The sequence below is a fragment of the Caballeronia sp. LjRoot29 genome, assembly GCF_964252755.1.
Taxonomy (GTDB): Bacteria; Pseudomonadota; Gammaproteobacteria; order Burkholderiales; family Burkholderiaceae; genus Caballeronia.
The window spans coordinates 71,879-94,230 of the sequence record NZ_CAXUPU020000019.1 but is presented as its reverse complement, the minus strand read 5'-3'; the positions used below and the strand labels follow the sequence as shown (position 1 = coordinate 94,230).

Annotated in this window: 19 protein-coding genes; 8 read left to right on the top strand and 11 right to left on the bottom strand. The window is 59.4% G+C overall.

Going from position 1 to position 22,352, the window contains the following annotated elements; translation table 11 throughout:
• Nucleotides 1-126 precede the first annotated feature (126 nt).
• The 4 genes from ACSQ83_RS20755 to ACSQ83_RS20740 all read right to left on the bottom strand — a co-directional run bounded on the left by ACSQ83_RS20755 (nucleotide 127) and on the right by ACSQ83_RS20740 (nucleotide 5,188).
• Entirely contained in the window at nucleotides 127-1,242 is a 1,116-nt protein-coding gene (locus ACSQ83_RS20755) for a succinylglutamate desuccinylase/aspartoacylase family protein (RefSeq protein WP_436229434.1), read from the bottom strand.
• A gap of 332 nt (nucleotides 1,243-1,574) precedes the next feature.
• A complete protein-coding gene (locus tag ACSQ83_RS20750) occupies nucleotides 1,575-2,366 on the bottom strand; it encodes an ABC transporter substrate-binding protein (RefSeq protein ID WP_414950897.1) in 792 nt (263 codons plus the stop codon).
• 358 nt (nucleotides 2,367-2,724) lie between these two features.
• Nucleotides 2,725-3,822 (bottom strand): TIGR03118 family protein, encoded by a 1,098-nt coding sequence (locus tag ACSQ83_RS20745; RefSeq protein WP_436229433.1) that lies wholly within the window; start codon nucleotides 3,820-3,822, stop codon nucleotides 2,725-2,727.
• Nucleotides 3,823-4,258: 436 nt separating this feature from the next.
• Nucleotides 4,259-5,188: a LysR family transcriptional regulator gene (locus ACSQ83_RS20740; RefSeq protein ID WP_436229432.1), complete on the bottom strand. Its 930-nt coding sequence runs from the start codon at nucleotides 5,186-5,188 to the stop codon at nucleotides 4,259-4,261.
• Nucleotides 5,189-5,299: 111 nt separating this feature from the next.
• Here ACSQ83_RS20740 and ACSQ83_RS20735 point away from each other — a divergent pair, with 111 nt between their 5' ends.
• Nucleotides 5,300-5,599: a LysE family transporter gene (locus ACSQ83_RS20735; protein WP_436229431.1), complete on the top strand. Its 300-nt coding sequence runs from the start codon at nucleotides 5,300-5,302 to the stop codon at nucleotides 5,597-5,599.
• Nucleotides 5,600-5,655: 56 nt separating this feature from the next.
• On the opposite strand, the gene ACSQ83_RS20730 is transcribed toward ACSQ83_RS20735, so the two are convergent.
• Nucleotides 5,656-5,865, bottom strand: a complete 210-nt coding sequence (locus ACSQ83_RS20730; protein WP_414950912.1) for a hypothetical protein — start codon at nucleotides 5,863-5,865, stop codon at nucleotides 5,656-5,658.
• A gap of 76 nt (nucleotides 5,866-5,941) precedes the next feature.
• The gene (locus ACSQ83_RS20725; RefSeq protein ID WP_414968252.1) at nucleotides 5,942-7,447 is read right to left on the bottom strand and encodes an MDR family MFS transporter; all 1,506 of its coding nucleotides are present in this window, start codon (nucleotides 7,445-7,447) and stop codon (nucleotides 5,942-5,944) included.
• 124 nt (nucleotides 7,448-7,571) lie between these two features.
• Here ACSQ83_RS20725 and ACSQ83_RS20720 point away from each other — a divergent pair, with 124 nt between their 5' ends.
• From ACSQ83_RS20720 to ACSQ83_RS20710, 3 genes are all read left to right on the top strand, one after another.
• Nucleotides 7,572-8,219 (top strand): TetR/AcrR family transcriptional regulator, encoded by a 648-nt coding sequence (locus ACSQ83_RS20720; RefSeq protein WP_436229454.1) that lies wholly within the window; start codon nucleotides 7,572-7,574, stop codon nucleotides 8,217-8,219.
• Between the two features lie 265 nt (nucleotides 8,220-8,484).
• The gene (locus ACSQ83_RS20715; RefSeq protein WP_436229430.1) at nucleotides 8,485-9,918 is read left to right on the top strand and encodes an MFS transporter; all 1,434 of its coding nucleotides are present in this window, start codon (nucleotides 8,485-8,487) and stop codon (nucleotides 9,916-9,918) included.
• A gap of 119 nt (nucleotides 9,919-10,037) precedes the next feature.
• Complete coding sequence (locus ACSQ83_RS20710) at nucleotides 10,038-10,931, top strand: ferritin-like domain-containing protein (RefSeq protein ID WP_436229429.1); 894 nt, start codon at nucleotides 10,038-10,040, stop codon at nucleotides 10,929-10,931.
• 121 nt (nucleotides 10,932-11,052) lie between these two features.
• Here the strand turns inward: ACSQ83_RS20710 and ACSQ83_RS20705 are convergent, their stop codons facing one another.
• On the bottom strand, nucleotides 11,053-11,778 hold the full coding sequence (locus ACSQ83_RS20705) for a TetR/AcrR family transcriptional regulator (RefSeq protein ID WP_436229428.1): 726 nt from the start codon (nucleotides 11,776-11,778) through the stop codon (nucleotides 11,053-11,055).
• 184 nt (nucleotides 11,779-11,962) lie between these two features.
• Here ACSQ83_RS20705 and ACSQ83_RS20700 point away from each other — a divergent pair, with 184 nt between their 5' ends.
• Genes ACSQ83_RS20700 through ACSQ83_RS20690 form a run of 3 tightly spaced genes read left to right on the top strand, consistent with a single transcriptional unit; the run spans nucleotide 11,963 to nucleotide 16,812 of the window.
• A complete protein-coding gene (locus ACSQ83_RS20700) occupies nucleotides 11,963-13,144 on the top strand; it encodes an isovaleryl-CoA dehydrogenase (protein ID WP_414968246.1) in 1,182 nt (393 codons plus the stop codon).
• Between the two features lie 16 nt (nucleotides 13,145-13,160).
• Nucleotides 13,161-14,768 carry a carboxyl transferase domain-containing protein gene (locus ACSQ83_RS20695; protein ID WP_436229427.1) on the top strand — a complete coding sequence of 536 codons (1,608 nt, stop codon included), beginning with the start codon at nucleotides 13,161-13,163 and terminating at the stop codon, nucleotides 14,766-14,768.
• Nucleotides 14,769-14,790: 22 nt separating this feature from the next.
• The gene (locus ACSQ83_RS20690; protein ID WP_436229426.1) at nucleotides 14,791-16,812 is read left to right on the top strand and encodes an acetyl/propionyl/methylcrotonyl-CoA carboxylase subunit alpha; all 2,022 of its coding nucleotides are present in this window, start codon (nucleotides 14,791-14,793) and stop codon (nucleotides 16,810-16,812) included.
• A 21-nt stretch (nucleotides 16,813-16,833) separates the two neighbouring features.
• Here ACSQ83_RS20690 and ACSQ83_RS20685 read toward each other — a convergent pair whose 3' ends face one another.
• Nucleotides 16,834-17,349, bottom strand: a complete 516-nt coding sequence (locus ACSQ83_RS20685; RefSeq protein ID WP_414950922.1) for an OmpA family protein — start codon at nucleotides 17,347-17,349, stop codon at nucleotides 16,834-16,836.
• A gap of 263 nt (nucleotides 17,350-17,612) precedes the next feature.
• Here ACSQ83_RS20685 and ACSQ83_RS20680 point away from each other — a divergent pair, with 263 nt between their 5' ends.
• The gene (locus tag ACSQ83_RS20680) at nucleotides 17,613-18,686 is read left to right on the top strand and encodes an AI-2E family transporter (RefSeq protein WP_414950923.1); all 1,074 of its coding nucleotides are present in this window, start codon (nucleotides 17,613-17,615) and stop codon (nucleotides 18,684-18,686) included.
• 82 nt (nucleotides 18,687-18,768) lie between these two features.
• On the opposite strand, the gene ACSQ83_RS20675 is transcribed toward ACSQ83_RS20680, so the two are convergent.
• The 3 genes from ACSQ83_RS20675 to prpB are packed head-to-tail and all read right to left on the bottom strand — an operon-like array spanning nucleotide 18,769 to nucleotide 22,336.
• On the bottom strand, nucleotides 18,769-20,217 hold the full coding sequence (locus ACSQ83_RS20675; protein ID WP_436229425.1) for a bifunctional 2-methylcitrate dehydratase/aconitate hydratase: 1,449 nt from the start codon (nucleotides 20,215-20,217) through the stop codon (nucleotides 18,769-18,771).
• A gap of 22 nt (nucleotides 20,218-20,239) precedes the next feature.
• Nucleotides 20,240-21,412, bottom strand: coding sequence for a bifunctional 2-methylcitrate synthase/citrate synthase (gene prpC / locus ACSQ83_RS20670; RefSeq protein ID WP_436229424.1), 1,173 nt, complete (start codon nucleotides 21,410-21,412; stop codon nucleotides 20,240-20,242).
• Nucleotides 21,413-21,442: 30 nt separating this feature from the next.
• Nucleotides 21,443-22,336 carry a methylisocitrate lyase gene (gene prpB, locus ACSQ83_RS20665; RefSeq protein ID WP_414955237.1) on the bottom strand — a complete coding sequence of 298 codons (894 nt, stop codon included), beginning with the start codon at nucleotides 22,334-22,336 and terminating at the stop codon, nucleotides 21,443-21,445.
• Nucleotides 22,337-22,352 lie beyond the last annotated feature (16 nt).

The following is a 22,352-nucleotide window of genomic DNA, read 5'->3' as shown; positions in this document are numbered from 1 at the left end:
CGCAGGACCCGTAGCTGTTATTTTAAGTTTTAAAGGGGTGTTGGAATTTTTGGGGCTACCGCCTTTGGTAGCCCTTTTGCTTTTAGACTTTTAGTTTTGGATTTTTAGTTTTGCCCCTTCAACTTTCTACGCCGATAACAACGACCCCGTCCTGTACGCAGTAGCGCTCGCGACCCGGGCCACCTCCATTCCCGCAGTCGCAAACCGTGCAATCTGCCGGGCGTACAACATGCCGGTGGTCGTGCAATTCAAAGGCGTAACCGTATCCGTCAGCGGATCGACGACATCGGCGATGGCATCGCCGGCTTTGACCACCGTCCCGACCTTCGCGCGAAACACCAGCACGCCGCTCACGGGAGCAACAATAGGCTCGGCGCCGGCCAGCGGCGTTGCCGGATAGACAAGCTCAGGCATGGCGGGCGCGGTTGCATCGATCACGCCGCGATGGATCAGGTAATTGATGATGCCCTGCGCGTCGGCATCGGCGAATTCATACGATACGTCGTGCTGGCTGCGCAGCTCCACCGTCACCGAAATGCCGCCGTTCGGCACCGGGAAACGCGCGCCGAACCTGGCGCGCAGATCCGACCAGCAGAAGCTGTGAATCTCGTCGAACGGGTTGCCCACCGAATTCAACGCCAGCAGCGACGCCTTCGAATCCAGGTATCGCGCCAGCGGCTCGACTTCGTCCCAGATATCCGGGTTGGTGTAGATGTGCAGCGCCGCGTCGAGGTCGCAATGCAGGTCGAGCACGACATCGGCGTCATAAGAGAGCTTCTGTAACGCCAGGCGTTGCGACTCAAGCTCGGTGTGCGGTCTTTGCTCGTCCAGCGCCTCACGCATTGCGCGGCGCACGGCAAGCTTGTTCGATTCGATATCCCCGGACAGCCGGCCTTCAATGCGTGGCGCGATCAGCGCGGCGAGATCGTGGAAATTGCGGTTGAAGTTGTGGCCGCTATTCAGCTCGAAACGCCCTAGTAGCGTGCCATGCATGTTCTGGTTCAACCCAATAGGATTCGATACCGGCACGATCACCACTTCGCCGCGCAGCTTGCCTGCTGCTTCGAATTCGGCCAGCTGACGCCGCAGACGCCAGGCGACCAGCATGCCGGGGAGTTCGTCGGCATGCAGCGAGGACTGGATATAGATCTTTTCGCCGCCGCCCGGGCCGTAGTGAAAACTCAGGATATTGCGGGTGGTGCCAATCGACGGCGAAATCAGGGTGTGCGTTTTGGTTTGCATGATTGTCGATGCACGGCGCTCGGATACGCGTCGCGCTTGGGAAAAGTGTCGGCGTGTTCAGGAGAGTTGGGCGGAGCGTTCGCGACGGGGCGCCGGCTTGCTGCGCACCGGCCGCATCAGGTAGCACTTGGCAATTACCTCTGTTGCCTCCGATCCCAGACGTTCGATCTTAGCCGAAAACGGCGGTTTTGCCGCGCCGGGCATAAAAGACGTCCAGAGGCGCCATAAGAACCCAAAAACAAAACGGGCTCCGCGTTTTATCGCGGAGCCCGTCTTTTCAAGCGCTGAAGCTGTGCCCGGAACGCGTTCCGGACTTAAGGCTTAGGGACTGCTTAGCTGCCGTACACGTCGAAGTCGAAGTACTTCTTTTCAAGCTTCTTGTACGTACCGTCCTTGATGATCGAGGCAATTGCCTTGTCGATCTGAGCCTTCAGGTCGGTGTCTTCCTTGCGCAGGCCGATACCCGCGCCGTTGCCGAGGATCGCCGGATCGACCAGATCCTTGCCCACGAACTCATAACCCGTACCGCGCGGCGTCTTCAGGAAGCCCACTTCAGCTTGCACTGCATCTTGCAGCGCAGCGTCCAGGCGTCCAGCTTGCAAGTCGGCGTAGACGCCGTCCTGGTTCTGGTACGGCGTAACCGTCACACCCTTCGGCGCCCAATACGTCTTGGCGTAGGTTTCCTGGATCGTGCCTTGTTCCACGCCCACCGTCTTGCCCTTCAGGCCATCGGCGGTCGGCAGGATGCCGCTGCCCTTCTTGGCGATCAGGCGCGTCGGCGTGTTGAACAGCTTGCTCGAGAAAGCAATTTGTTCTGCGCGTTGCGGCGTCATGGACATCGACGACAGCACGCCGTCGAATTTCTTCGCCTTCAAGGCCGGGATCATGCCGTCGAAATCGTTTTCCACCCATACGCACTTCGCATGCAGGCGTGCGCAGATTTCATTGCCGAGGTCGATGTCGAAGCCAACCAGCTTGCCATCCGGACCTTTCGATTCGAACGGGGCATAAGAGGCGTCAACGCCGAAACGGATGGTCGAGTAATCCTTCGCATTGGCGGTGACGGAGGTGATCGATGTGACGGCGAGCAGGGAAATCGTCAAAGCCGCGAGCAGTTTTTTCACTGTTTTTACTCCAAAGGTGGTCAGTACATCCCGGATAGGTCAGTACCCGGGTTCGTCCGGCGCGAGGCCCCTCGGCGCCGGGCAACTTACATTCAGCAGATTGTGTCCGCATAGAACCGCAGCAGGTTACCAAGCCAAAAAAATAAGAGAGTTGGTGAAAGTCCCGATAGCTAATCTTGCAACCGTTGTGCGGCGCGGCATTTCGGCCTGTGCGGATAAATGAATCAATTTTTGCGCACCGCGATTGTAAGTCGGATTCGTAAGCCCGATTCATAAGTCCGATGGGCGAGTCTTGTCCTGAGGACCTGTGCGCTCGCCGCCGTTACGATCCGGCGGCGAGGCGGAACACGTACCGGGGTTATTGCGCGACGTCGATCCGGCCGTAAATACCGGTTGTCGGGCTCGGACCCGCTGCGAAGAAGAGAGTATTCAGCGGCTGGTTATCGACGTTGTTGCCGAACGAGATGCCCCAGATGCCCTTTTGCTGGATCATCGTGCCATCGGCTTGCGTCAGCGCGCCGATGAACGCGCCGGTCGCCGGGTTGAACGCATCGATGGTGCCGTCGCCGAAATTGCCGATCAGCAGGTCATTGCTCGCACCGCCGAAATTCGCCGGCGCCATGGCAATGCCCCAAGGCGAATTCAGGAACCCGTTCGTGGCGATGCGCTTGACGAAGTGACCGTCGGTATCGAAGGTGTCGATCACGCCATTGCCCGCGCCATTCACCTGCGTGCGCCCGTCCTGACCGACTTTGGCGTAGGTGACGAAGACGGTGTTGCCCGTCACGCTGATGCCGAAAGGCGCGAAACCTGCGGGAAGCGTGGGGTCCTGGAACGGGCCATCGAGTTGCACCTTGTTGAAGGACTTGTCGAAGACATCGATCTTGCCGTTATGGAAGTCGGTTGCATACAACAGGTTGGCCGTCCCGTTTTTGCCAATGGCAAGGCCCTTGTACACCGCGCCGCCTGCGCCGTCGTCGTAAGCCTTGACCGCCGAGGTCGGCAGCACCTTGGGCGACCAGCCTGCAATCGTCCCGGCTTCCGTCGCCCAGATAAACAGCGCGTTGCTGGTGCTGCCGTTTGCGGTGACCTGGAAGTCGGTGCTGGTGTTGAAGACGATGCCCGTTGGGCCACCGGTCTGGCCGCCCGCCGCCGGCGGGATTGTCACCACCAGCGACTGTACGACACCGTTGCCGTCGTACAGCGTCGATTTGCTCGTGGTGTTATCGGAGACCCACACTACGCCGGTTGGATTGAACGCGATACCCCAGCCGTTTTGCAGGTTGGCGTCGCTGTGGGGGGCCGAGGTGCTGCCGTCGGAGACCAGCACGGTAGATCTGAACGCGCCGACATTCGGTGCATTGTTCGAGTTGGAATCACTGCCGCCGCATGCCGCCAGCGTTGCAACTGCCGCGCCCAGTAGCACTGACAAAGTGAGCCTCTGCTGAAGTTTCATGGGTGTTCTCCTCTTGCGGTTCGATTGGTGTTCGTCGAGGTCGACTCTCCGTATGCGACACCCGGCCAACAGACGAGATGGATTCGCTGGATGAGCGCACATGCCGGTTGTCGCGGCGGCTTGCCCGTCTCCTTGCAGCGTTCGATCGTCCCAGTCTGAACGTGTGCAACAAAACATTTATTCCATGCAGGTAAGGATTAGGCTTTTATCTAATTTTGATTTCTATTCCTAATTAATACGTGACAACGAATAAAAGGGTTCATCAGCTTCCAAGCTGGCACGAACCGCAGAACAGCCGGCATGCTGAAGATATTCCAGTCCTGCGAACTATTTTTTTTGCAGTTCTTAGCGCAAAATTTTGCGTCCGTATGGAATAAGGACGGCATTGAAAACGTTTAGGCGCCCGTATTCAGAACCGGCTGGTCTGGTAGCTATCCTACGCAGTCAGGTTTTCTATCGGCGTACCCGTCAATGAAACGATGAAGTCGAAGAACGCTCGCACTTTGGCCGGCACATGATGGCGCGACGGATAAGCCGCGTAGAGTGGAAAGGTCTCGTCGGGCCAATCGGGAAAGAGGTCTATCAAGCGGCCACTGGCTAGCAATTGCTCGGTGCCGAGCGCGAGGACCTGCGCGATCCCATGTCCTGCGAGACATACGCCGTGCATCGTGCCCACGTCGTTCGCAGTCAGGCGTCCCCGGGCGGCAACAAGGATCTTCTTCTTGCCGCGATGAAATTCCCACTGGAAGGGCCGCCCGGTTTCGGGGTTCCGGAACTGGATACATGTGTGCGGTTCACGTTCGAGATCGACGGGCGCGAACGGGCGGCCGTGTTTCTTGATGTAGGCAGGCGATGCCACGGTAATGACGCGTGTCTCCAGAAGCTTGCGCGCAATCAGCGTGGATTCACGCGGCTGGCCAAAGCGAACGGCAAGATCGAAACCGTCGGCGACCATGTCGCCAAGCTGATCGCGTGTGATCAGGTCGAGTTGCAAGTCGGGATGCTTCTCGACAAACGCACCCAGTCGCGGTCCAAGGAACAGGCGCGAAAAGAACGGATCGATATTCACGCGCAAGCGTCCGCGCACTGCACTAGCTCCTTGTGACGCGGAGGCGGCGGCTTCTTCAAGTCCGCTTAGCAGCGGCACGATCTGCTCGTAGAAACGTCGCCCTTCGTCGGTCAGCTTGACTGAGCGCGTAGTGCGGTCGAACAGGCGAATACCCAACCGGGCTTCGAGTCGTGCCACCGAGCGGCTCACGCCCGATTGCGACATATCCAGCGCCTCGCTCGCCGCGGCAAAACTGCCGCTGTCGACGATTGCACTTAATACGCCCATGCCATTCAACATCCGTTCATCGAAGCTCATGAGCATGCTCTCCTGTCATTAATCAGCCGGAGATCATGCTAGCGTGAAATGAGTGGATTAGTGGAAAAACAGGCGATCAAACGCTGAGTACAGCGTAGTCATGCCCATTACGTGCTTGCCCGCATTCACACTCTTTCAGTGACCTTGGTGTGCTTAAGCGCGAACCCGAAGTCGGTGGCGTTTTTCGCCGCCATCTTCGCTTCCGCCACGCCCGCGCATATGTCGCCGGTCACCTTCGCGGCGATGCTTGCCATGGTCGCTCTGGTCGCCACGACGTGGTATGGCTTCGTCGCACTCGTGCTGTCGCACGCGGGGATTGCGTCGGGCTACCGTGGGTATCGGGCATGGATCGACCGCGTCTGCGGCGGGTTGATCGTGGCGCTGGGCGTTCGCCAGTTATTGACGCGCTGAAATTGACACGCCCGTGACGAAGACCGGAGGCGAGTGGCGTTGCGAACGCTCTTCGCTCAAGGCTGCGAATGCGCACCCTTGTCGTCCGCACGTTGCGTTTTCTTGGTCTTCTTATGCTTGGACGGCGGCGTGTGGTGCGAAGCGCCGCCGGATCCGGACATGGACGACTGCCCTTCGCCGAAATTAAAAGTCTCCGCCAGTGCGGCGGTCGAGATAAAAGCAAAAGCGCTGAGGGTCGAGGCGATGACTATTTTTGTAAGCTTCATTGAGCGGACGCTCCGAGGTTAAAGTGCGTCAGCTTAAACCAAAGCGTTGCTGACGCATCCCGTCCCATCCCTTGCCTTACTTGCCGCGAAGCGGCTTGTCCTGCATGAACCAGGACAACGCGAACGCGAGTAACACGACCGCACCGGCCACGAAAAACACCACGTGCATCGATCCCGAGAATGCGTTGAGATACGTCTCGCGCAAAGCGGCGGGAAGATGCTGGACCATGGTTGGCCCCATCGATTGCGGTAACTCTGTTCCTGGCGGCATGGCGTCGGCCAGTCGCGAATGCAGACCGTTCGTAAAGATTGCGCCGAACGTGGCGACTCCCACCGAACCGCCGATCGACCGGAACAGCGTGGCGCCGGACGTTGCCACGCCAATGTTCTTGAACGGCACCGCATTCTGCACGGCGAGCACCAGCACCTGCATCACCATGCCGAGTCCAAGTCCCAGCAGCAGCATGAACAGGTACATGGTGTGAAGCGGGGTATCGAGTTGCAGGGTGGACAGCAAGAACATGCCGCAGGCCACGATCGCGGTCCCGCAGATCGGGAACCATCGATATTTGCCGATCCGGCTAATCACGCGGCCGCTTATGATGGACGTGGACAAGATGCCCGCCATCATCGGCAAAACTTGAAGGCCGGCTTGCGAAGGCGTCGAACCCTTCGCCACTTGCAGATACAGCGGCAGGAACGTGATCGCGCCGAACAGCGAAAATCCGATGATGAAACCAATCAGCCCGCTCAGCACGAACGTGCGCTCCTTGAAAAGCTCGAGCGGCATGATCGGTTCGTCGGCGGAACGTTCTTCGTAGATAAAACCGCCCAGCGTAATGAATCCAAGTGCGAGCGTGAACCAAAGCTGCGGCGAACTCCACGGCAACAGCGTGCCGCCCTGACTGGTAAAAAGGATGATACAAGTAAGCGATGTGGCCAGAAACGCGGCGCCCATGTAATCGATTTTATGCTTCACGTGCGCCACGTGCGGTTTGAACACGAGTCCGATCACAATCAGCGCCAGCACGCCCAGCGGCACGTTGATGTAGAAGATCCAGCGCCAGGAAAGATGCTCGACGATAAACCCGCCCAACAGCGGTCCGACGACCGTCGCGAGTCCGAATACGCCGCCGAACAAGCCCTGGTAGCGGCCGCGTTCGGCGGGCGGAATGACATCGGCAATGGCGGCCATGGTCACGACCATCAGACCGCCGCCGCCGAGCCCCTGCAACGCGCGCAGCACGATCAACTGAGTCATGTCCTGCGCGACGCCGCACAGGATTGAACCGGCAAGAAAAATGAGGATCGACGCCTGGATGACGACTTTGCGACCGAACAGATCGCCGAACTTGCCGTACAGCGGCACTACGATAGTCGACGTCAACAGGTATGACGTCACGACCCAAGAGAGGCTTTCGAGGCCGCCCAGCTCGCCCACAATGGTGGGCAACGCGGTGGAGACGATCGTCTGGTCGAGCGCGCCGAGCAGCATGACGAGCAGCAGCGCCGTGAAAAGCAGCCGGATTGGCGGCCGCTCTTCAATGGCGGGAAGTGCGACAGAGGGTTGCAGGGTTTCCATTCAGCTGCCCGATGAGTTAAATTAATGTTGGAGTTAATATTAGGCCACACCAATCACGGGGTCAATTGCCACCATGACTAAAGATGTAACCGATCCTTCCCAGCAGGCTGTTTCTTCTGTCCCCATTGAGCAGCCAAAGGCCGGTCGCCGACCTGGGCGGCCTAGTGGCGCGCAGCACGGCGAGCCTCGGACGCTGTTGCTGGATGTGGCCCTGGTTTTATTCGCGCGCCAGGGAATCATGGAGACCACGCTCGGCGCGATTGCGCGCGAGGCGGGCGTGACGCCGGCCATGGTCCATTACTACTTCAAGACGCGCGATCAACTGCTGGACGTATTGATCGATGAGCGATTCGTGCCGTTGCGTGCCGAACTCGGCCGCGCGTTCGCCGACTCGGACGCGGAACCGGCGGAAGCATTGCGCGGGTTCGCCGAAGGTCTCATTGCTGTGTGCGAGCGGTATCCGTGGTTTGCGACGCTCTGGGTTCGCGAGGTGATCAGCGAAGGCGGGTTGCTGCGCCAGCGTATTGCAGAGCGTTTCGGCGATGCCAACAAGAAAGCGTCGATTGCACGCATCGCGCAGTGGCAGAAAGAAGGCAAGCTTAACCCGCACCTGGAGCCGTCGCTGCTGTTTGTATCGGTATTCGGATTGACAGTGCTGCCGCTGGCGGTGACTTATAAGTGGGCTGAGGAGAGCGGCGGTTGTGCGCCCAGGCGCGACCAGGTCGCGAAACACGCGGTGGCGCTGCTGATGCACGGCGTCGGACCGGTTTGAGCGTCACGGGCAGCGGGCGCCGGGCCGCTTTACTTCGCGCACTCGGAGACAGGTCGCCGGGTGGAAAGTAACGCGGTGTTGCGCGGGCTGGATCGAAAAATCATCGTCAATGACGATCGGGCAAGAATGTTCCGGAACCTGTAACAAATCTGCAAATACGCCGTTAAAATGCGCGCCGGCGCGCGACAAAAAGGGCGCATCAAAGGGCGTGCCGCAGGCCAGGCCCCGGCCACAACAAGCGCCCAAGACAAGGAGACATAAATCGATGACCACCGCTCAGGACCTCGCTGAATCCCGCACTGATCACCACGTTCGTTCTTCGGATTCACTAAGCGCAGGCACGATCTCCGCACGGCTCGATCGCCTGCCGGCGACTCGTTCGATGTGGGTCCTCGTGGTTTTGCTGAGCCTCGGATTTTTCTTCGAACTCTACGATCTGCTCTACTCCGGGTACGTTGCGCCGGGGCTGGTCAAGAGCGGCATTCTCACGTCTACCACCGTCGGTTTGTTCGGCATGACGGGCGTCGCGAGTTTCATCGCGTCGCTGTTCCTCGGCTTGTTCATCGGCACGATTGCTTGCGGTTTTCTCGCCGATCGTTTCGGGCGACGCGCCATCTTCACTTACTCGCTGCTTTGGTACACGGCCGCGAACGTCATCATGGCTTTCCAGGACACCGCTGGCGGCCTCAACTTCTGGCGCTTCATGGCGGGTTTGGGCATTGGCGTGGAGCTGGTAACGATCGGAACCTACATCTCCGAACTGGTCCCCAAACACATCCGAGGCCGCGCCTTCGCCTGCGAGCAAGCGGTGGGTTTCATGGCCGTGCCGGTCGTCGCATTCCTTTCTTACGCGCTGGTGCCGAACAAACCCTTCGGTTTCGATGGCTGGCGCTGGGTCGTATTGATCGGCGCACACGGCGCGTTGTTCGTCTGGTTTATCCGGCGCGCGTTGCCTGAGAGCCCGCGCTGGCTGGCGCAAAAAGGGCGGCTTGCCGAAGCGGACGCGGTGATGACGGCGCTGGAATCGAAGGTCGAAAAAGAATACGGCCGGCCGTTGCCGCCGCCTGCCGCGCCTGAGCCGGTCAGCACACGCGGATCGTTCCGCGACATGTGGGTCGCGCCGTACGGCAAGCGCGCGACCATGATGATCATCTTCAACGTCTTCCAGACGGTCGGTTTCTACGGCTTCGCCAACTGGGTGCCGACGCTCCTGATCCACCAGGGCATCACGATCACGACCAGCCTGATGTATTCGACGATCATCGCGCTGGCCGCCCCGGTCGGGCCGATCATCGGCTTGTTCATGGCCGATAAATTTGAGCGCAAGAGCGTGATCGTCGTGATGGCGGGCGCGATCGTGGTCTGCGGACTGGTGTTCAGCCAGGTCTCGGGCGCAGCGCTGCTGGTCTGCATGGGCGTGGGCCTGACGCTCGCCAGCAACATCATGTCGTATAGCTTCCACGCATATCAGACCGAGCTTTTCCCCACCAGCATCCGCGCGCGTGCGGTCGGTTTCGTGTACTCGTGGAGCCGCTTTTCGGCCATCTTTACGTCTTTTTTCATCGCGGGCGTGTTGAAGGCGTTCGGCACGACGGGGGTGTTCATGTTTATCGCCGGCGCGATGGTGGTGGTCATGCTGGCTATCGGGCTGATGGGACCGAAGACGCGCGATCTGGCGCTGGAGCAAATCTCGCATTGATCGTTTCGATAGTCGCAATAGGACGCTATATGGCCTGGTGCGCTTGACCAAGCCATCGCGGCAGAAGCGCGCGCGTTATGCCAAAATCTGCATAACGCGATTAATTCTCCCGTTACGCTATGTCCGACACGCTCACGCCTGCCGAAGCCGACTACGCGATGCGTCACTGGACGTATCGATCCACCGGCCAGATCAAGATTGGCTCCGCACAACATAAACGCATGTTCTGCGAGATGCTGCTGACGACTCACAATCCCTATAAGCCCGCAGTCACCGACTGGCCCATGCTCGCGCCCGCCGTGCTCAAGCGCGTCACGTCGCTGCCTATCTGGGATATTGCGGTGCAGACCGAAGGCCGCGCGTCGATTCGCGTGTCGACCTATGCACGTAGTATTGAAGATCCGGTGCTGCGCGAAGCCGTCACCATGAACGGCGCTGAAGAGGCGCGGCACAAGGTGGTGCTGTCGCGGCTCGTCCAGGCCTACGGCATCGAACTTGCGCCCGAGCCGCCCTATCCCGCCCCAAAGGACGCGCTGCGCGCATGGATGCTTACGGGCTACAGCGAATGTATCGATAGTTTCTTTGCCTTCGGCTTATTCGAAGCTGCGCGCCAATCGGGTTATTTCCCTGAAGAACTGGTTGAAACGTTCGAGCCGGTGATCCAGGAGGAGGCGCGCCATATTCTGTTCTTTGCAAACTGGGTGGCGTGGTACCGGCGCAGCTTGCCGTGGTACCGGCGGCCCTGGTTCCTCATGAAGACCGCCAGCGTGTGGTTCTCGCTGATATGCGACCGGATATCGCTGGCACGAGGTTTCGACACCAGCGGCGCCGCGCAGGATATGAATTTCCCCGCGAACGTGGGCGATTCGGTGGGCGGCGGGGTATCGGCGAGGGCGCTGGTGGATTTGTGCCTGACCGAAAACGAGCGCCGTATGGGCGGTTACGACGCGCGTCTATTGCGGCCGGTGACCGTGCCGCGACTCGCCCGGATTGCCCAGCGGTTTATTAAATAGCAACTAACTGTCCTTTGTTTTGGGCGCCGCGAATGCGGCGGGGCGTTATTACGCTTTGCTTTGTTGACGAGGATTTGCAACTAACTGTCGGACCAACTTGCGTCCGCAAGTTTCCACACACTTACTTCTCCCGGCTCGCCGCCTCGTCAAACCGCCTCGACGCTTCTTCCACGTCCTGTCTGAACTGCGCAAGCGCACTCAGGCTGGCAGCAGGGGGCTGCAGCGCGGTCCACAGGACGTCGATGAGTTCATCGGCGGTCGTATCGATCTGAGCCTGACTCAGATGCCGTTTCGCGAGCGTCGCGTCCCACAGTACGTGTTCCGTTGGCCCGAAGACCAGCGAGCGCATCAGCCGCAGCGGCAAGTCGGCCCGCACCTGGCCGACTGTCTGGCCATGAGCGAGCACGTTCATCAGCGGCGCGGTATAGCGGCGTTGAAGGTCGGTGAGGGCGTCGCTGAGATCATGATGTTTCGTCCGTCCCTCCGATAAAACCAGCGCGCACAAGCCCGTCCCGTTCACCAGCATCAGCCGCAAATGCGTCCTCACGATAAACGCAAACTGCTGGCGCACGCTGCCGTCGCGTGGAAGGCCGGATTCGAAAGCATCGATGATCTCGTCATACCAATCCGCGATCACCCGCGCGCACAACTCCCGTTTGCCGCTGAAATAGCTGAACACGGTGGCCTCCGAAATCCCGGCGCGCTGGGCGATTTCGGCGCTGGTCGCGGCGTCGTAGCCTTTCTCGGCGAAGACGTCACGTCCGGCCTGGAGAATGTCCTTCACGCGCTGTTGCGACTTGACGCCTGCGGGCGTGCGGCGATTTCCGGTGACAGCGGTAGAGGACATAAGAAGGCATGTACGATGATGAACCAGATGTGAGCGTAGCTCAAATCCCTATTGACGGGAAGGAGTATTCGGCGTGAAACTGCCGTCCATATTGGAAATTACCGCGTGTGAGTGCGACTCATAGTTGAGTAGAAAACCACCACGCTGCCGACCCCGAGCCGAACCACCGAAGAAGGAGATCCGCATGAACGACGTACCCGGTCTGAATTTCGCCTTGGGCGAAGACATCGACATGTTGCGCGACTCGCTCGCCAATTTCGCTGCAAAGGAGATTGCGCCGCGCGCGGCTGAAATCGATAAAACCGACCAGTTCCCCATGGACCTCTGGAAGAAATTCGGCGATCTCGGCGTGCTCGGCATGACGGTGTCCGAAGAGTACGGCGGCGCGAACATGGGCTATACGGCGCACATGGTCGCGATGGAAGAGATCTCGCGGGCGTCGGCGTCGGTGGGGTTGTCGTATGGCGCGCATTCCAATCTGTGCGTGAACCAGATTCATCGCAACGGCACTGAGGCGCAAAAGCGCAAATATCTGCCGGGGCTCGTCTCGGGCGAGCACATTGGCGCGCTGGCCATGAGCGAGCCGAACGCAGGGTCGGACGTGGTCAGCATGAAGCTGCGCGCCGACGAAAAGAGCGACCACTACGTGCTCAACGGCACGAAGATGTGGATCACTAACGGACCGGATTGCGACACGCTCGTGGTGTATGCGAAGACCGATATTGAAGCGGGCTCGAAGGGCATTACGGCGTTTATCGTCGAGAAGGGCATGAAGGGGTTTTCGGTCGCGCAGAAACTCGACAAGCTCGGCATGCGCGGCTCGCATACCGGCGAACTCGTGTTCGAGAACGTTGAAGTGCCGAAGGAAAATATCCTTGGGACATTGAACGGCGGCGTGAAGGTTTTGATGAGCGGCCTCGACTATGAACGTGCGGTGTTGGCGGGCGGCCCGACGGGCATCATGGTCGCGTGCATGGACGCGGTTGTGCCGTACATCCACGACCGCAAGCAGTTCGGTCAGGCGATCGGCGAGTTCCAGTTGATTCAAGGCAAGGTCGCCGATCTTTATACGACCCTGCAGGCATGCCGCGCGTATCTCTACGCGGTGGGACGTCAACTCGATACACTCGGCGCAGGACATGGCCGCCAGGTCCGCAAGGATTGCGCGGGCGTGATTCTCTACACGGCTGAAAAGGCGACATGGATGGCTGGCGAAGCGATCCAGATTCTTGGCGGCAATGGTTATATCAACGAGTACCCGGTGGGCCGCTTGTGGCGCGATGCAAAGTTGTATGAGATCGGCGCGGGCACGAGCGAGATTCGCCGCATGCTGATCGGCCGTGAACTCTTCGCTGAAACAGCTTGAGCGAGCGGGCAAACTTATGCCGATCATCGAATCGAAACTGAATCCACGCAGCGATGAATTTCGCGCCAACGCGGCGGCGCTCGAAGCGCTCGTCGCGGATCTGAAGGAAAAGATCGCGAAGATCACGTTGGGCGGCGGACAAGCGGCCCGCGATAAACACGTGTCACGCGGCAAGCTCTTGCCACGCGATCGCATCGCGCAATTGCTCGATCCGGGCACGCCGTTTCTGGAGTTGTCGCAACTGGCCGCGTACGGCATGTATAACGACGACGCTCCCGGTGCCGGCGTGATTACGGGCATCGGCAGGATTGCGGGGCAGGAGTGCGTGATCGTTTGCAACGACGCAACCGTCAAGGGCGGCACGTATTATCCGGTGACGGTTAAAAAGCATCTTCGGGCGCAGGAGATTGCGGAAGAGAATCGCTTGCCGTGTGTGTATCTCGTCGATTCCGGCGGCGCGAACCTGCCGAATCAGGACGATGTATTCCCTGATCGCGACCACTTTGGCCGCATCTTTTATAACCAGGCGAACATGTCGGCGAAGAGCATTTCGCAGATCGCCGTGGTGATGGGCTCGTGCACTGCGGGCGGCGCTTATGTCCCGGCGATGAGCGATGAATCGATCATCGTGAAGAACCAGGGAACGATCTTCCTGGGCGGTCCGCCGCTGGTAAAAGCGGCAACGGGTGAAGAGGTCAGCGCGGAGGATCTGGGCGGCGGTGACGTGCATACGCGCCTCTCAGGCGTGGTCGATCACCTCGCGCAAAACGATGCCCACGCGTTAGGGATCGCGCGCAGCATTGTTGGCAACCTGAATCGAGTGAAGGTCTCGCCGGTGGCGCTCAAAGAACCGCTGCCGCCGCGTCACGATCCGCATAGTCTCTATGGCGTGATTCCGGCCGACACCCGCAAGCCGTTCGACATCCGCGAAGTGATCGCGCGCATTGTTGATGACTCCGCCTTCGATGAATTCAAGGCTCGTTATGGCACGACGCTCGTGTGCGGTTTTGCGCATATCTGGGGGCATCCGGTCGGCATCATTGCGAACAACGGCATTTTGTTTTCCGAGTCTGCGTTGAAGGGCGCGCACTTCATTGAGCTGTGCTGCCAGCGCAAGATTCCGCTCGTGTTCCTGCAGAACATCACGGGTTTCATGGTCGGCCGCAAGTATGAAAACGAAGGCATCGCGCGTAATGGCGCGAAGATGGTGACGGCGGTTGCTACGGCGAAGGTGCCGAAGTTTACGGTGATTATCGGCGGCTCGTTTGGTGCGGGAAATTACGGCATGTGCGGCCGGGCATATTCGCCGCGCTTCCTCTGGATGTGGCCGAATGCGCGCATCTCCGTGATGGGCGGCGAGCAGGCAGCATCCGTCCTTGCGACGGTGCGCCGCGATGGCATTGAGGGCAAGGGCGGTACATGGTCGAAGGAAGAAGAAGAAGCGTTCAAGTCACCTATTCGTGAGCAATACGAAGTACAGGGGCATCCGTATTATGCAAGCGCACGCCTGTGGGACGACGGCGTGATCGATCCGGCGCAGACCCGCGATGTACTGGGACTTGGTCTCGCCGCTTCCATGAATGCGCCTATCGAGGACACGCGTTTCGGCGTGTTCCGCATGTGATCTCCTTCTTCCAGGCTTCGTCATGTTCAACAAAATACTGATTGCGAATCGCGGCGAGATTGCGTGCCGTGTGGCTGCGACCTGCAAACGATTAGGCGTGGGCAGCGTGGCGGTCTATTCGGATGCCGATGCCCAGGCGAAGCACGTTGCCGTCTGCGATGAAGCCGTGCACGTCGGCGGCGCTGCTGCGTCCGAGAGTTATCTGCGGATCGAAAAGATCATTAACGCCGCGTTAGAAACCGGCGCGCAAGCCGTGCATCCGGGCTACGGGTTCTTGTCGGAGAACGAGGATTTTGCGCGGGCGTGCGAGAAGGCCGGGCTGGTGTTCATCGGGCCACCGGTCGAGGCCATCTCCGCGATGGGATCGAAGGCCGCGGCCAAGGCGCTGATGCAGTCGGCGTCCGTGCCCTTGGTGCCGGGATATCACGGCGACAGCCAGGACCCGGCGTTGCTGCAAAAAGAAGCCGATGGCATTGGCTACCCCGTGCTGCTGAAAGCAAGCGCGGGCGGCGGTGGCAAGGGCATGCGCGTGGTCGAGAAGAGCGCTGACTTTGCCTCGGCGTTGTTGTCTTGCAAACGCGAAGCCGCGAGCAGTTTCGGCAATGATCGTGTGTTGATCGAAAAATATCTGCAGCGTCCGAGGCATGTGGAAGTCCAGGTATTCGCCGATCAGCATGGCAACGCCGTGTATCTTTTCGATCGCGATTGCTCGGTGCAGCGGCGCCATCAAAAAGTATTGGAAGAAGCACCCGCGCCCGGCCTCTCCGATGAGGTGCGTAAAGCCATGGGCGAAGCCGCGGTCGCGGCCGCGCGCGCGGTGAACTACGTTGGCGCCGGCACGGTAGAGTTCATCATGACCGGCGACGGCCAGTTCTATTTCATGGAGATGAACACCCGGCTGCAGGTTGAACATCCGGTGACCGAAATGGTGACCGGCCTCGACCTGGTCGAGTGGCAACTGCGCGTGGCGAGCGGTGAACCGTTGCCGTTGTTGCAGGATCAGTTGAAGGTGAACGGCCACGCGATCGAAGCGCGTATCTACGCGGAGAATCCATCGCGCGGATTCTTGCCATCGACGGGAACGCTGAAGCATTTGAGTCTGCCCGAAGCCGTCGAATTTCAGTTGAATGGAAATGTACGCATTGATAGCGGCGTGCGTGAAGGCGACACCATTACCCCGTTTTACGATCCGATGATCGCCAAGCTGATCGTGCATGGTCATGATCGTGACCATGCATTGTTGCGCATGGCGCTGGCGTTGAAACAATGCGAAGTGGTGGGGCCGTCGACGAATATCGAGTTCCTGCATCGGATCGTGGTCAGCGTTCCGTTCTCTGCGGGTGATCTTGATACGGGTCTGATTGAACGTCATCACGACACGTTGTTTGCACGATCGACGGTGCCAAAAACGCAAGCGCTCGCGTTGGCTTGCGCTGCATTGCTCACGCGTGAGGGCGGCGAGGCGCACGGTGTATCGCCGTGGGATGCGTTGTCTCATTGGCGCATGAGCGGCGGCTACACGCAGGCGTTGAACTGGCGCCTCGTTGGTTCGGACGACGAAATCCTGGCCGTCTTTACCCGGGATTCAACATCAGGCCGCGCCGACAACAAACAGCTCGAACTGCTTGGCGAAACGCTCACGTTCGACTGGTCGCACGGGGACGAGCCACAAGCATTCGTCGTGCTGATCGGCGATAAGCGGATCAAGGGGCGCGTGTTTATCGACGGCGATGTGTTCCATGTGTTCTACGCGGGCGCGTCGCTGGCGTTCGAATGGCAGAATCTGCTGGCGCATGCCGCCGATGCCGAGCATGGCGAGGGCCGCCTGACAGCGCCGATGCCGGGCAAGGTGATCGCGGTTCTGGTGGAGGTGGGCGCGGTGGTCGAGAAGGGCGCGCCGCTGCTGGTGATGGAAGCCATGAAAATGGAGCACACCATTGTTGCGCCGGCGGGCGGCACGGTGGGCGAAATCTTGTTCAGCGTCGGCGACCAGGTAACCGATGGCGCCCAGCTATTGGTGATGGAAGTACAGCACGCGAAATGACGCTTTACATCGTTCCGCGCATCATTTCGTCTTCAATTTTCCCAGCAGTGTTTCTTCAGTCTCCGTCTTTACAATAATCTCCACGCGCCGGTTCAACGCACGCCCTTCGGGCGTGTCGTTGGTCGCGATCGGTTGCAAGAATGCGATCCCTTTTGTCTTGATACGCGCAGCAGGAACGCCGCGTGCGACTAGCGCATCGCCCACGGCATTCGCGCGCGCCGTGGACAGTGCCTGGTTGTAGTCGAACGGACCGACGTTGTCCGTGTGCCCTTCGACCATGATCGGGCGCGTGCTGCGCTTGAGGAGGACGGCTGCACGATTGAGCACGGCGATGCTTTCGGGACGCATGGAGGCTTCGTCGAAGTCGAATAGCGCCGATTCCTGAAGCCGCAGTTCCACGCCCTCGTGCACCGGATGGACGACAATGCCGACCTTCTGGTTGATTGCTTCTTCCTTCGACCGATTCAGGCCGGACGCGCAGCCGGCGAGCAAGGCCGTTGTTGCGCACGCGTTGACAATCGTTTGGATAGCTTTCACTGCATGTCTCTTGAACGGATGCCGGGGCGGGGGTTTCGATTATAGGGAAACGGAATTGGCGAAGTGTGAAATTAGAACAACATGCGGAAAGCCGGTTGAAAGTGCTTTCGCCTTGATTCTGGCCGATAGCGGCCCGACTTACAATGCAGGGTTGGTACTCAGTGCGTCACAGAACTAAGACTCTCACCTAAGACGCGGAAAGACTTGATTTAAAGCAGGCTTGTGGGCTTTCACTTAAAGAAGAAATAACAAGGGCGTTTTATATGAATCCACGCGATCAAACCTCTGCGGACGAAAAGGACCGCACGCGGCGTCTGCAACGAACCGCGTCGGGGTTGCTGTACGCGGTGCTCGTCGCCGTCGCGATCTGGATGATCCGCGACTTCATTCCTGCTGTCGTGTGGGCTGCGGTCATCGCCATTGCGTTGTGGCCGTTGCTGACCTGGCTCGAGCAGCGGCCGGTGTTCAAGGATCGGCACATCTGGCTCGCGGTGGTTTTGACCGTTGTGATCGGGCTGGTATTCGTCGTGCCGTTTATCCTGGTCGTGGCGCAGGCGGGCAGCGAGGCCCGCGACTTGATACGCTGGTTTCAAGAATCGCTGCGCTCGGGCATTCCCATGCCTGATCTTGTCAACCATCTGCCCACCGGGTCGTCACAGATATCGGCGTGGTGGCAGGAAAATCTTGCTACACCGCTGAGTTCTTCGCCGGCGGCCAAGCATTTCCATAGCGCGACGGTTGTCGCCATGACCCGGCATTTCGGCGGTCGGGTCGCGCACGGTCTGGTCGTGTTCGGCTTCATGCTCGTTACGCTGTTTTTCCTGTTCAAGGCGGGGTCGAAGCTTGGTGAACAGTTGCTTGAGGCGTCGAGGCGCGGGTTCGGTTCGGATGGCGCCTCGCTTGCGCGACGGATGGCCGAGTCGGTTCGCAGCACGGTGACGGGGCTGGTGGTGGTCGGTCTGGGTGAAGGCGCGTTGCTTGGCGTGGCTTATGCCGTGACCGGCGTGCCGCATGCCACGTTGCTGGGCATGCTGACCGCCATCGCCGCGATGCTGCCGTTCTGCGCGCCGATTGTGTTCATAGGCGCGGCGTTGTGGCTGCTTGCTCAGGGCTCGATGGCGGCAGCGGTGTGCGTCGCGGTGTTCGGATTTGTGGTTGTGTTCGTGGCCGAGCACGCTATCAGGCCGGTGCTGATTGGCGGCGCGGCGCGCTTGCCGTTTTTGCTGGTGCTATTCGGGATTCTGGGCGGCGCGGAAACGTTCGGGCTGGTGGGCCTGTTTATTGGGCCGGCGTTGATGACGATTCTGGTCGTGCTTTGGAATGACTGGGTGCATTGAGCCACGCTGTGCTTATTGAGGGCCGTTTCAACTCGCGTTGGAACGGCCTTTTCACATTACGGGCTAACGCGTCTCGCCTTGCTCAAATCACATACAAGTCAACATACTCATTGACCGGCATGGCTTCGAGCGCTGCCTGATCCAGCGATACCGCGAGGATCGCCTCTTGCTGCTTGGCTGGGAAACGCCGTGCGAGGTTAACCTTGAACTTCTCAACCAGAAGCGGGATGCCGTCTTCACGACGACGCCTGTGTCCAATCGGATATTCGACGACCACCTCGTCGAACTTGCTGCCGTCATTGAACTCAACGGTCAGCGCATTGGCGATCGAACGCTGCTCCGGATCGTGATAATCCTTCGTGAATTGCGGGTCTTCCACGCATTCCATCTTCGCGCGCAACGTATCGATACGCTGATCCTTCGCCACTGAATCTTCATAATCCGATGCGGTCAGCCGGCCATGAATCAGCGGCACGGCAACCATGTACTGGATGCAGTGATCGCGATCGGCGGGGTTATCGAGCGGTCCTTTTTTATCGATGATCCGAATTGCTGCTTCGTGCGTGCGGATCGTGATCTTCTTGATGTCTTCAACCTTCTTGCCCGTTTCCGCGAGCTTCGCGTGCAAGGTCATCGCGGCTTCCACGGCGGTTTGCGAGTGGAATTCGGCCGGGAACGAAATCTTGAACAGCACGTTTTCCATTACGTACGAACCGTACGGGCGCTGGAACTTGAACTCGTTGCCCTTGAAGAGCACGTCGTAGAAGCCCCATGTTTTAGCGGTCAGAACCGACGGATAGCCCATCTCGCCGGTCTTCGCGATCAGCGCAAGGCGCACGGCGCGCGAAGTTGCATCGCCTGCGGCCCACGATTTGCGCGAGCCCGTATTCGGCGCATGCCGATACGTGCGCAGCGAATGACCGTCGACGAAGGCCAGCGAAACAGCGTTTATCAACTCATCGCGCGTGAGGTCGATCATCTGACCGACGACTGCCGTTGAAGCCAGCTTCACGAGCAAAACGTGATCGAGCCCGACCTTGTTGAACGAGTTTTCCAGCGCGATACAGCCTTGAATTTCGTGCGCCTTGATCATCGCGATCAAGACGTCTTTCATCGATAGCGGCTTCTTGCCGGTAGCCACCGCGTTACGCGAAAGCCAGTCTGCCGTTGCGAGAATGCCACCGAGATTGTCCGACGGATGGCCCCATTCGGCAGCCAACCATGTGTCGTTGAAGTCGAGCCAGCGGATCATCGCGCCAATGTTGAACGCAGCCTGAACCGGGTCGAGCTGGAAAGAGGTGCCGGGCACCTTGGCGCCGTTGGGGACTATCGTGCCGGGCACGATGGGTCCCATCAGCTTGGTGCAGGCGGGATAAGTTAGTGCTTCGAGTCCGCAGCCGAGCGTATCGATCAGGCAGTTGCGCGCGGTGTCGAGCGCGAGCGTGCTGTCGATCTTGTAGTTGAGAACGTAGTCGACGATATCGACTAATACTCGATCCGGCTCGGGCCGGACGTTTGAAATATGGCTCATGTGCTTGACGTGTCTCTGTAATTTATTTGCGTTTGTTCAGCGGCTCGAACTTCAAATCGTCAGGCCCGGTGTAATTTGCACTCGGCCGGATGATCTTGTTATCGATACGTTGTTCAATGATGTGAGCGCTCCAGCCCGATGTCCGCGAGATCACGAACAGCGGCGTGAACATGGCCGTGGGCACGCCCATCGCGTGATAGGAAACGGCGCTGAACCAGTCCAGGTTCGGGAACATCTTCTTCGCGTCCCACATCGTTGTTTCGAGGCGTTCGGCGACGTCGTAGAGCTTGGTGTCGCCGGCTTCTTTCGATAACTTCTTCGCGATTTCCTTGATCACCTTGTTACGCGGATCGGAGATCGTGTACACCGGATGACCGAAGCCGATCACGACTTCCTTTGCTTCCACGCGGCGACGGATATCGGCTTGCGCTTCGTCGGGCGTCTGATAACGCGATTGAATATCGAACGCAGCTTCATTCGCGCCGCCGTGCTTCGGGCCGCGCAACGCGCCGATGCCGCCGGTAATCGCCGAGTACATGTCCGAGCCCGTGCCGGCGATCACACGACACGTGAACGTCGATGCGTTGAATTCGTGCTCGGCGTAAAGAATCAGCGACGCGTGCATTGCATCGACCCATGACTTCGACGGTGGAACACCATGCAGCAAATGCAGGAAGTGCCCGCCGATGGAATCGTCATCGCTCTCGGTCTCAATGCGCCGGCCGTTATGAGAATAGTGGTACCAGTACAGCAGAATGGAGCCGAGCGAGGCCATCAGGCGGTCGGCAATATCCTTGGCACCGGCAATGTTGTGATCCTCTTTCTCAGGCAACACGGTGCCGAGCACGGAGACACCGGTGCGCATCACATCCATCGGATGAGCCGATGCGGGAATCCATTCGAGCGCGGCTTTCAGGTTCGCGGGCAACCCACGCAAACCCTTGAGCTTGGCCTTGTACGTCTTGAGTTCAGCGACGGTCGGCAGCTTGCCATGCACGAGCAGATATGCGATCTCTTCGAACTCGGAGGTGCCGGCAATATCGAGGATGTCATAGCCACGATAATGCAAATCATTGCCCGTCTTGCCGACGGTGCACAGCGCGGTATTGCCCGCTGTCACACCCGACAGTGCGACTGATTTCTTCGGTTTGAAACCGCCGGTGGCGGGTGCCTCTTTCTCTAACGTATCGCTCATTTGATTCAGTCTCCTGATTAAATTGACGCGTCACTTCGCCTGATTGAACAGGGCGTCGAGCTTGTCTTCGAAATCGTGATAACCAATGCTCGCGTACAGTTCCTCGCGCGTCTGCATGGTGTCGAGCACATTGCTTTGCGTGCCGTCGGTGCGGATCGCGCGATACACGTTCTCTGCCGCCTTGTTCATCGCGCGGAACGCTGAGAGCGGGTACAACACGATCGATACATCCACGCTGCGCAGTTCTTCGACCGTGAAAAGCGGCGTCGAACCGAACTCCGTGATGTTCGCGAGAACCGGCACCTTCACGGCATCGACGAATTGCTTGTACATCTTCAAGTCTGTCATGGCTTCGGGAAAAATCATGTCGGCGCCGGCTTCAACGCAAGCACGCGCCCGCTCAATCGCCGCTTCCAGACCTTCCACCGCGAGCGCATCCGTTCGCGCCATCACGACGAAGTTCTCATCGGTCCGCGCATCGACTGCAGCCTTCACGCGATCGGCCATTTCCTGCTGCGAGACGATCGCCTTTCCCGGCCGATGACCACATCGCTTGGCGCCGACCTGATCTTCGATATGCATCGCGCCCGCGCCCGCCTTGATCAGCGACTTGACCGTGCGTGCAATGTTGAAGGCGCTCGGACCGAAGCCTGTGTCGACATCGACCATCAGCGGCAGATCGCAGACATCGGTGATGCGGCGAACGTCGGTCAGGACGTCGTCGAGCGTGGAAATGCCGAGATCCGGCAAGCCCAGCGAGCCTGCGGATACGCCACCGCCGGACAGGTAAATTGCCTTGAAGCCCGCGTGTTTGGCAAGCAGCGCGTGATTCGCATTGATCGCGCCGACGAGTTGAAGAGGCTTTTCAGCCGCGACGGCGGCGCGAAATTTCGCGCCGGCGCTCAGTGTGGAATGTGAACTCATGGATATGTCTCCGTTG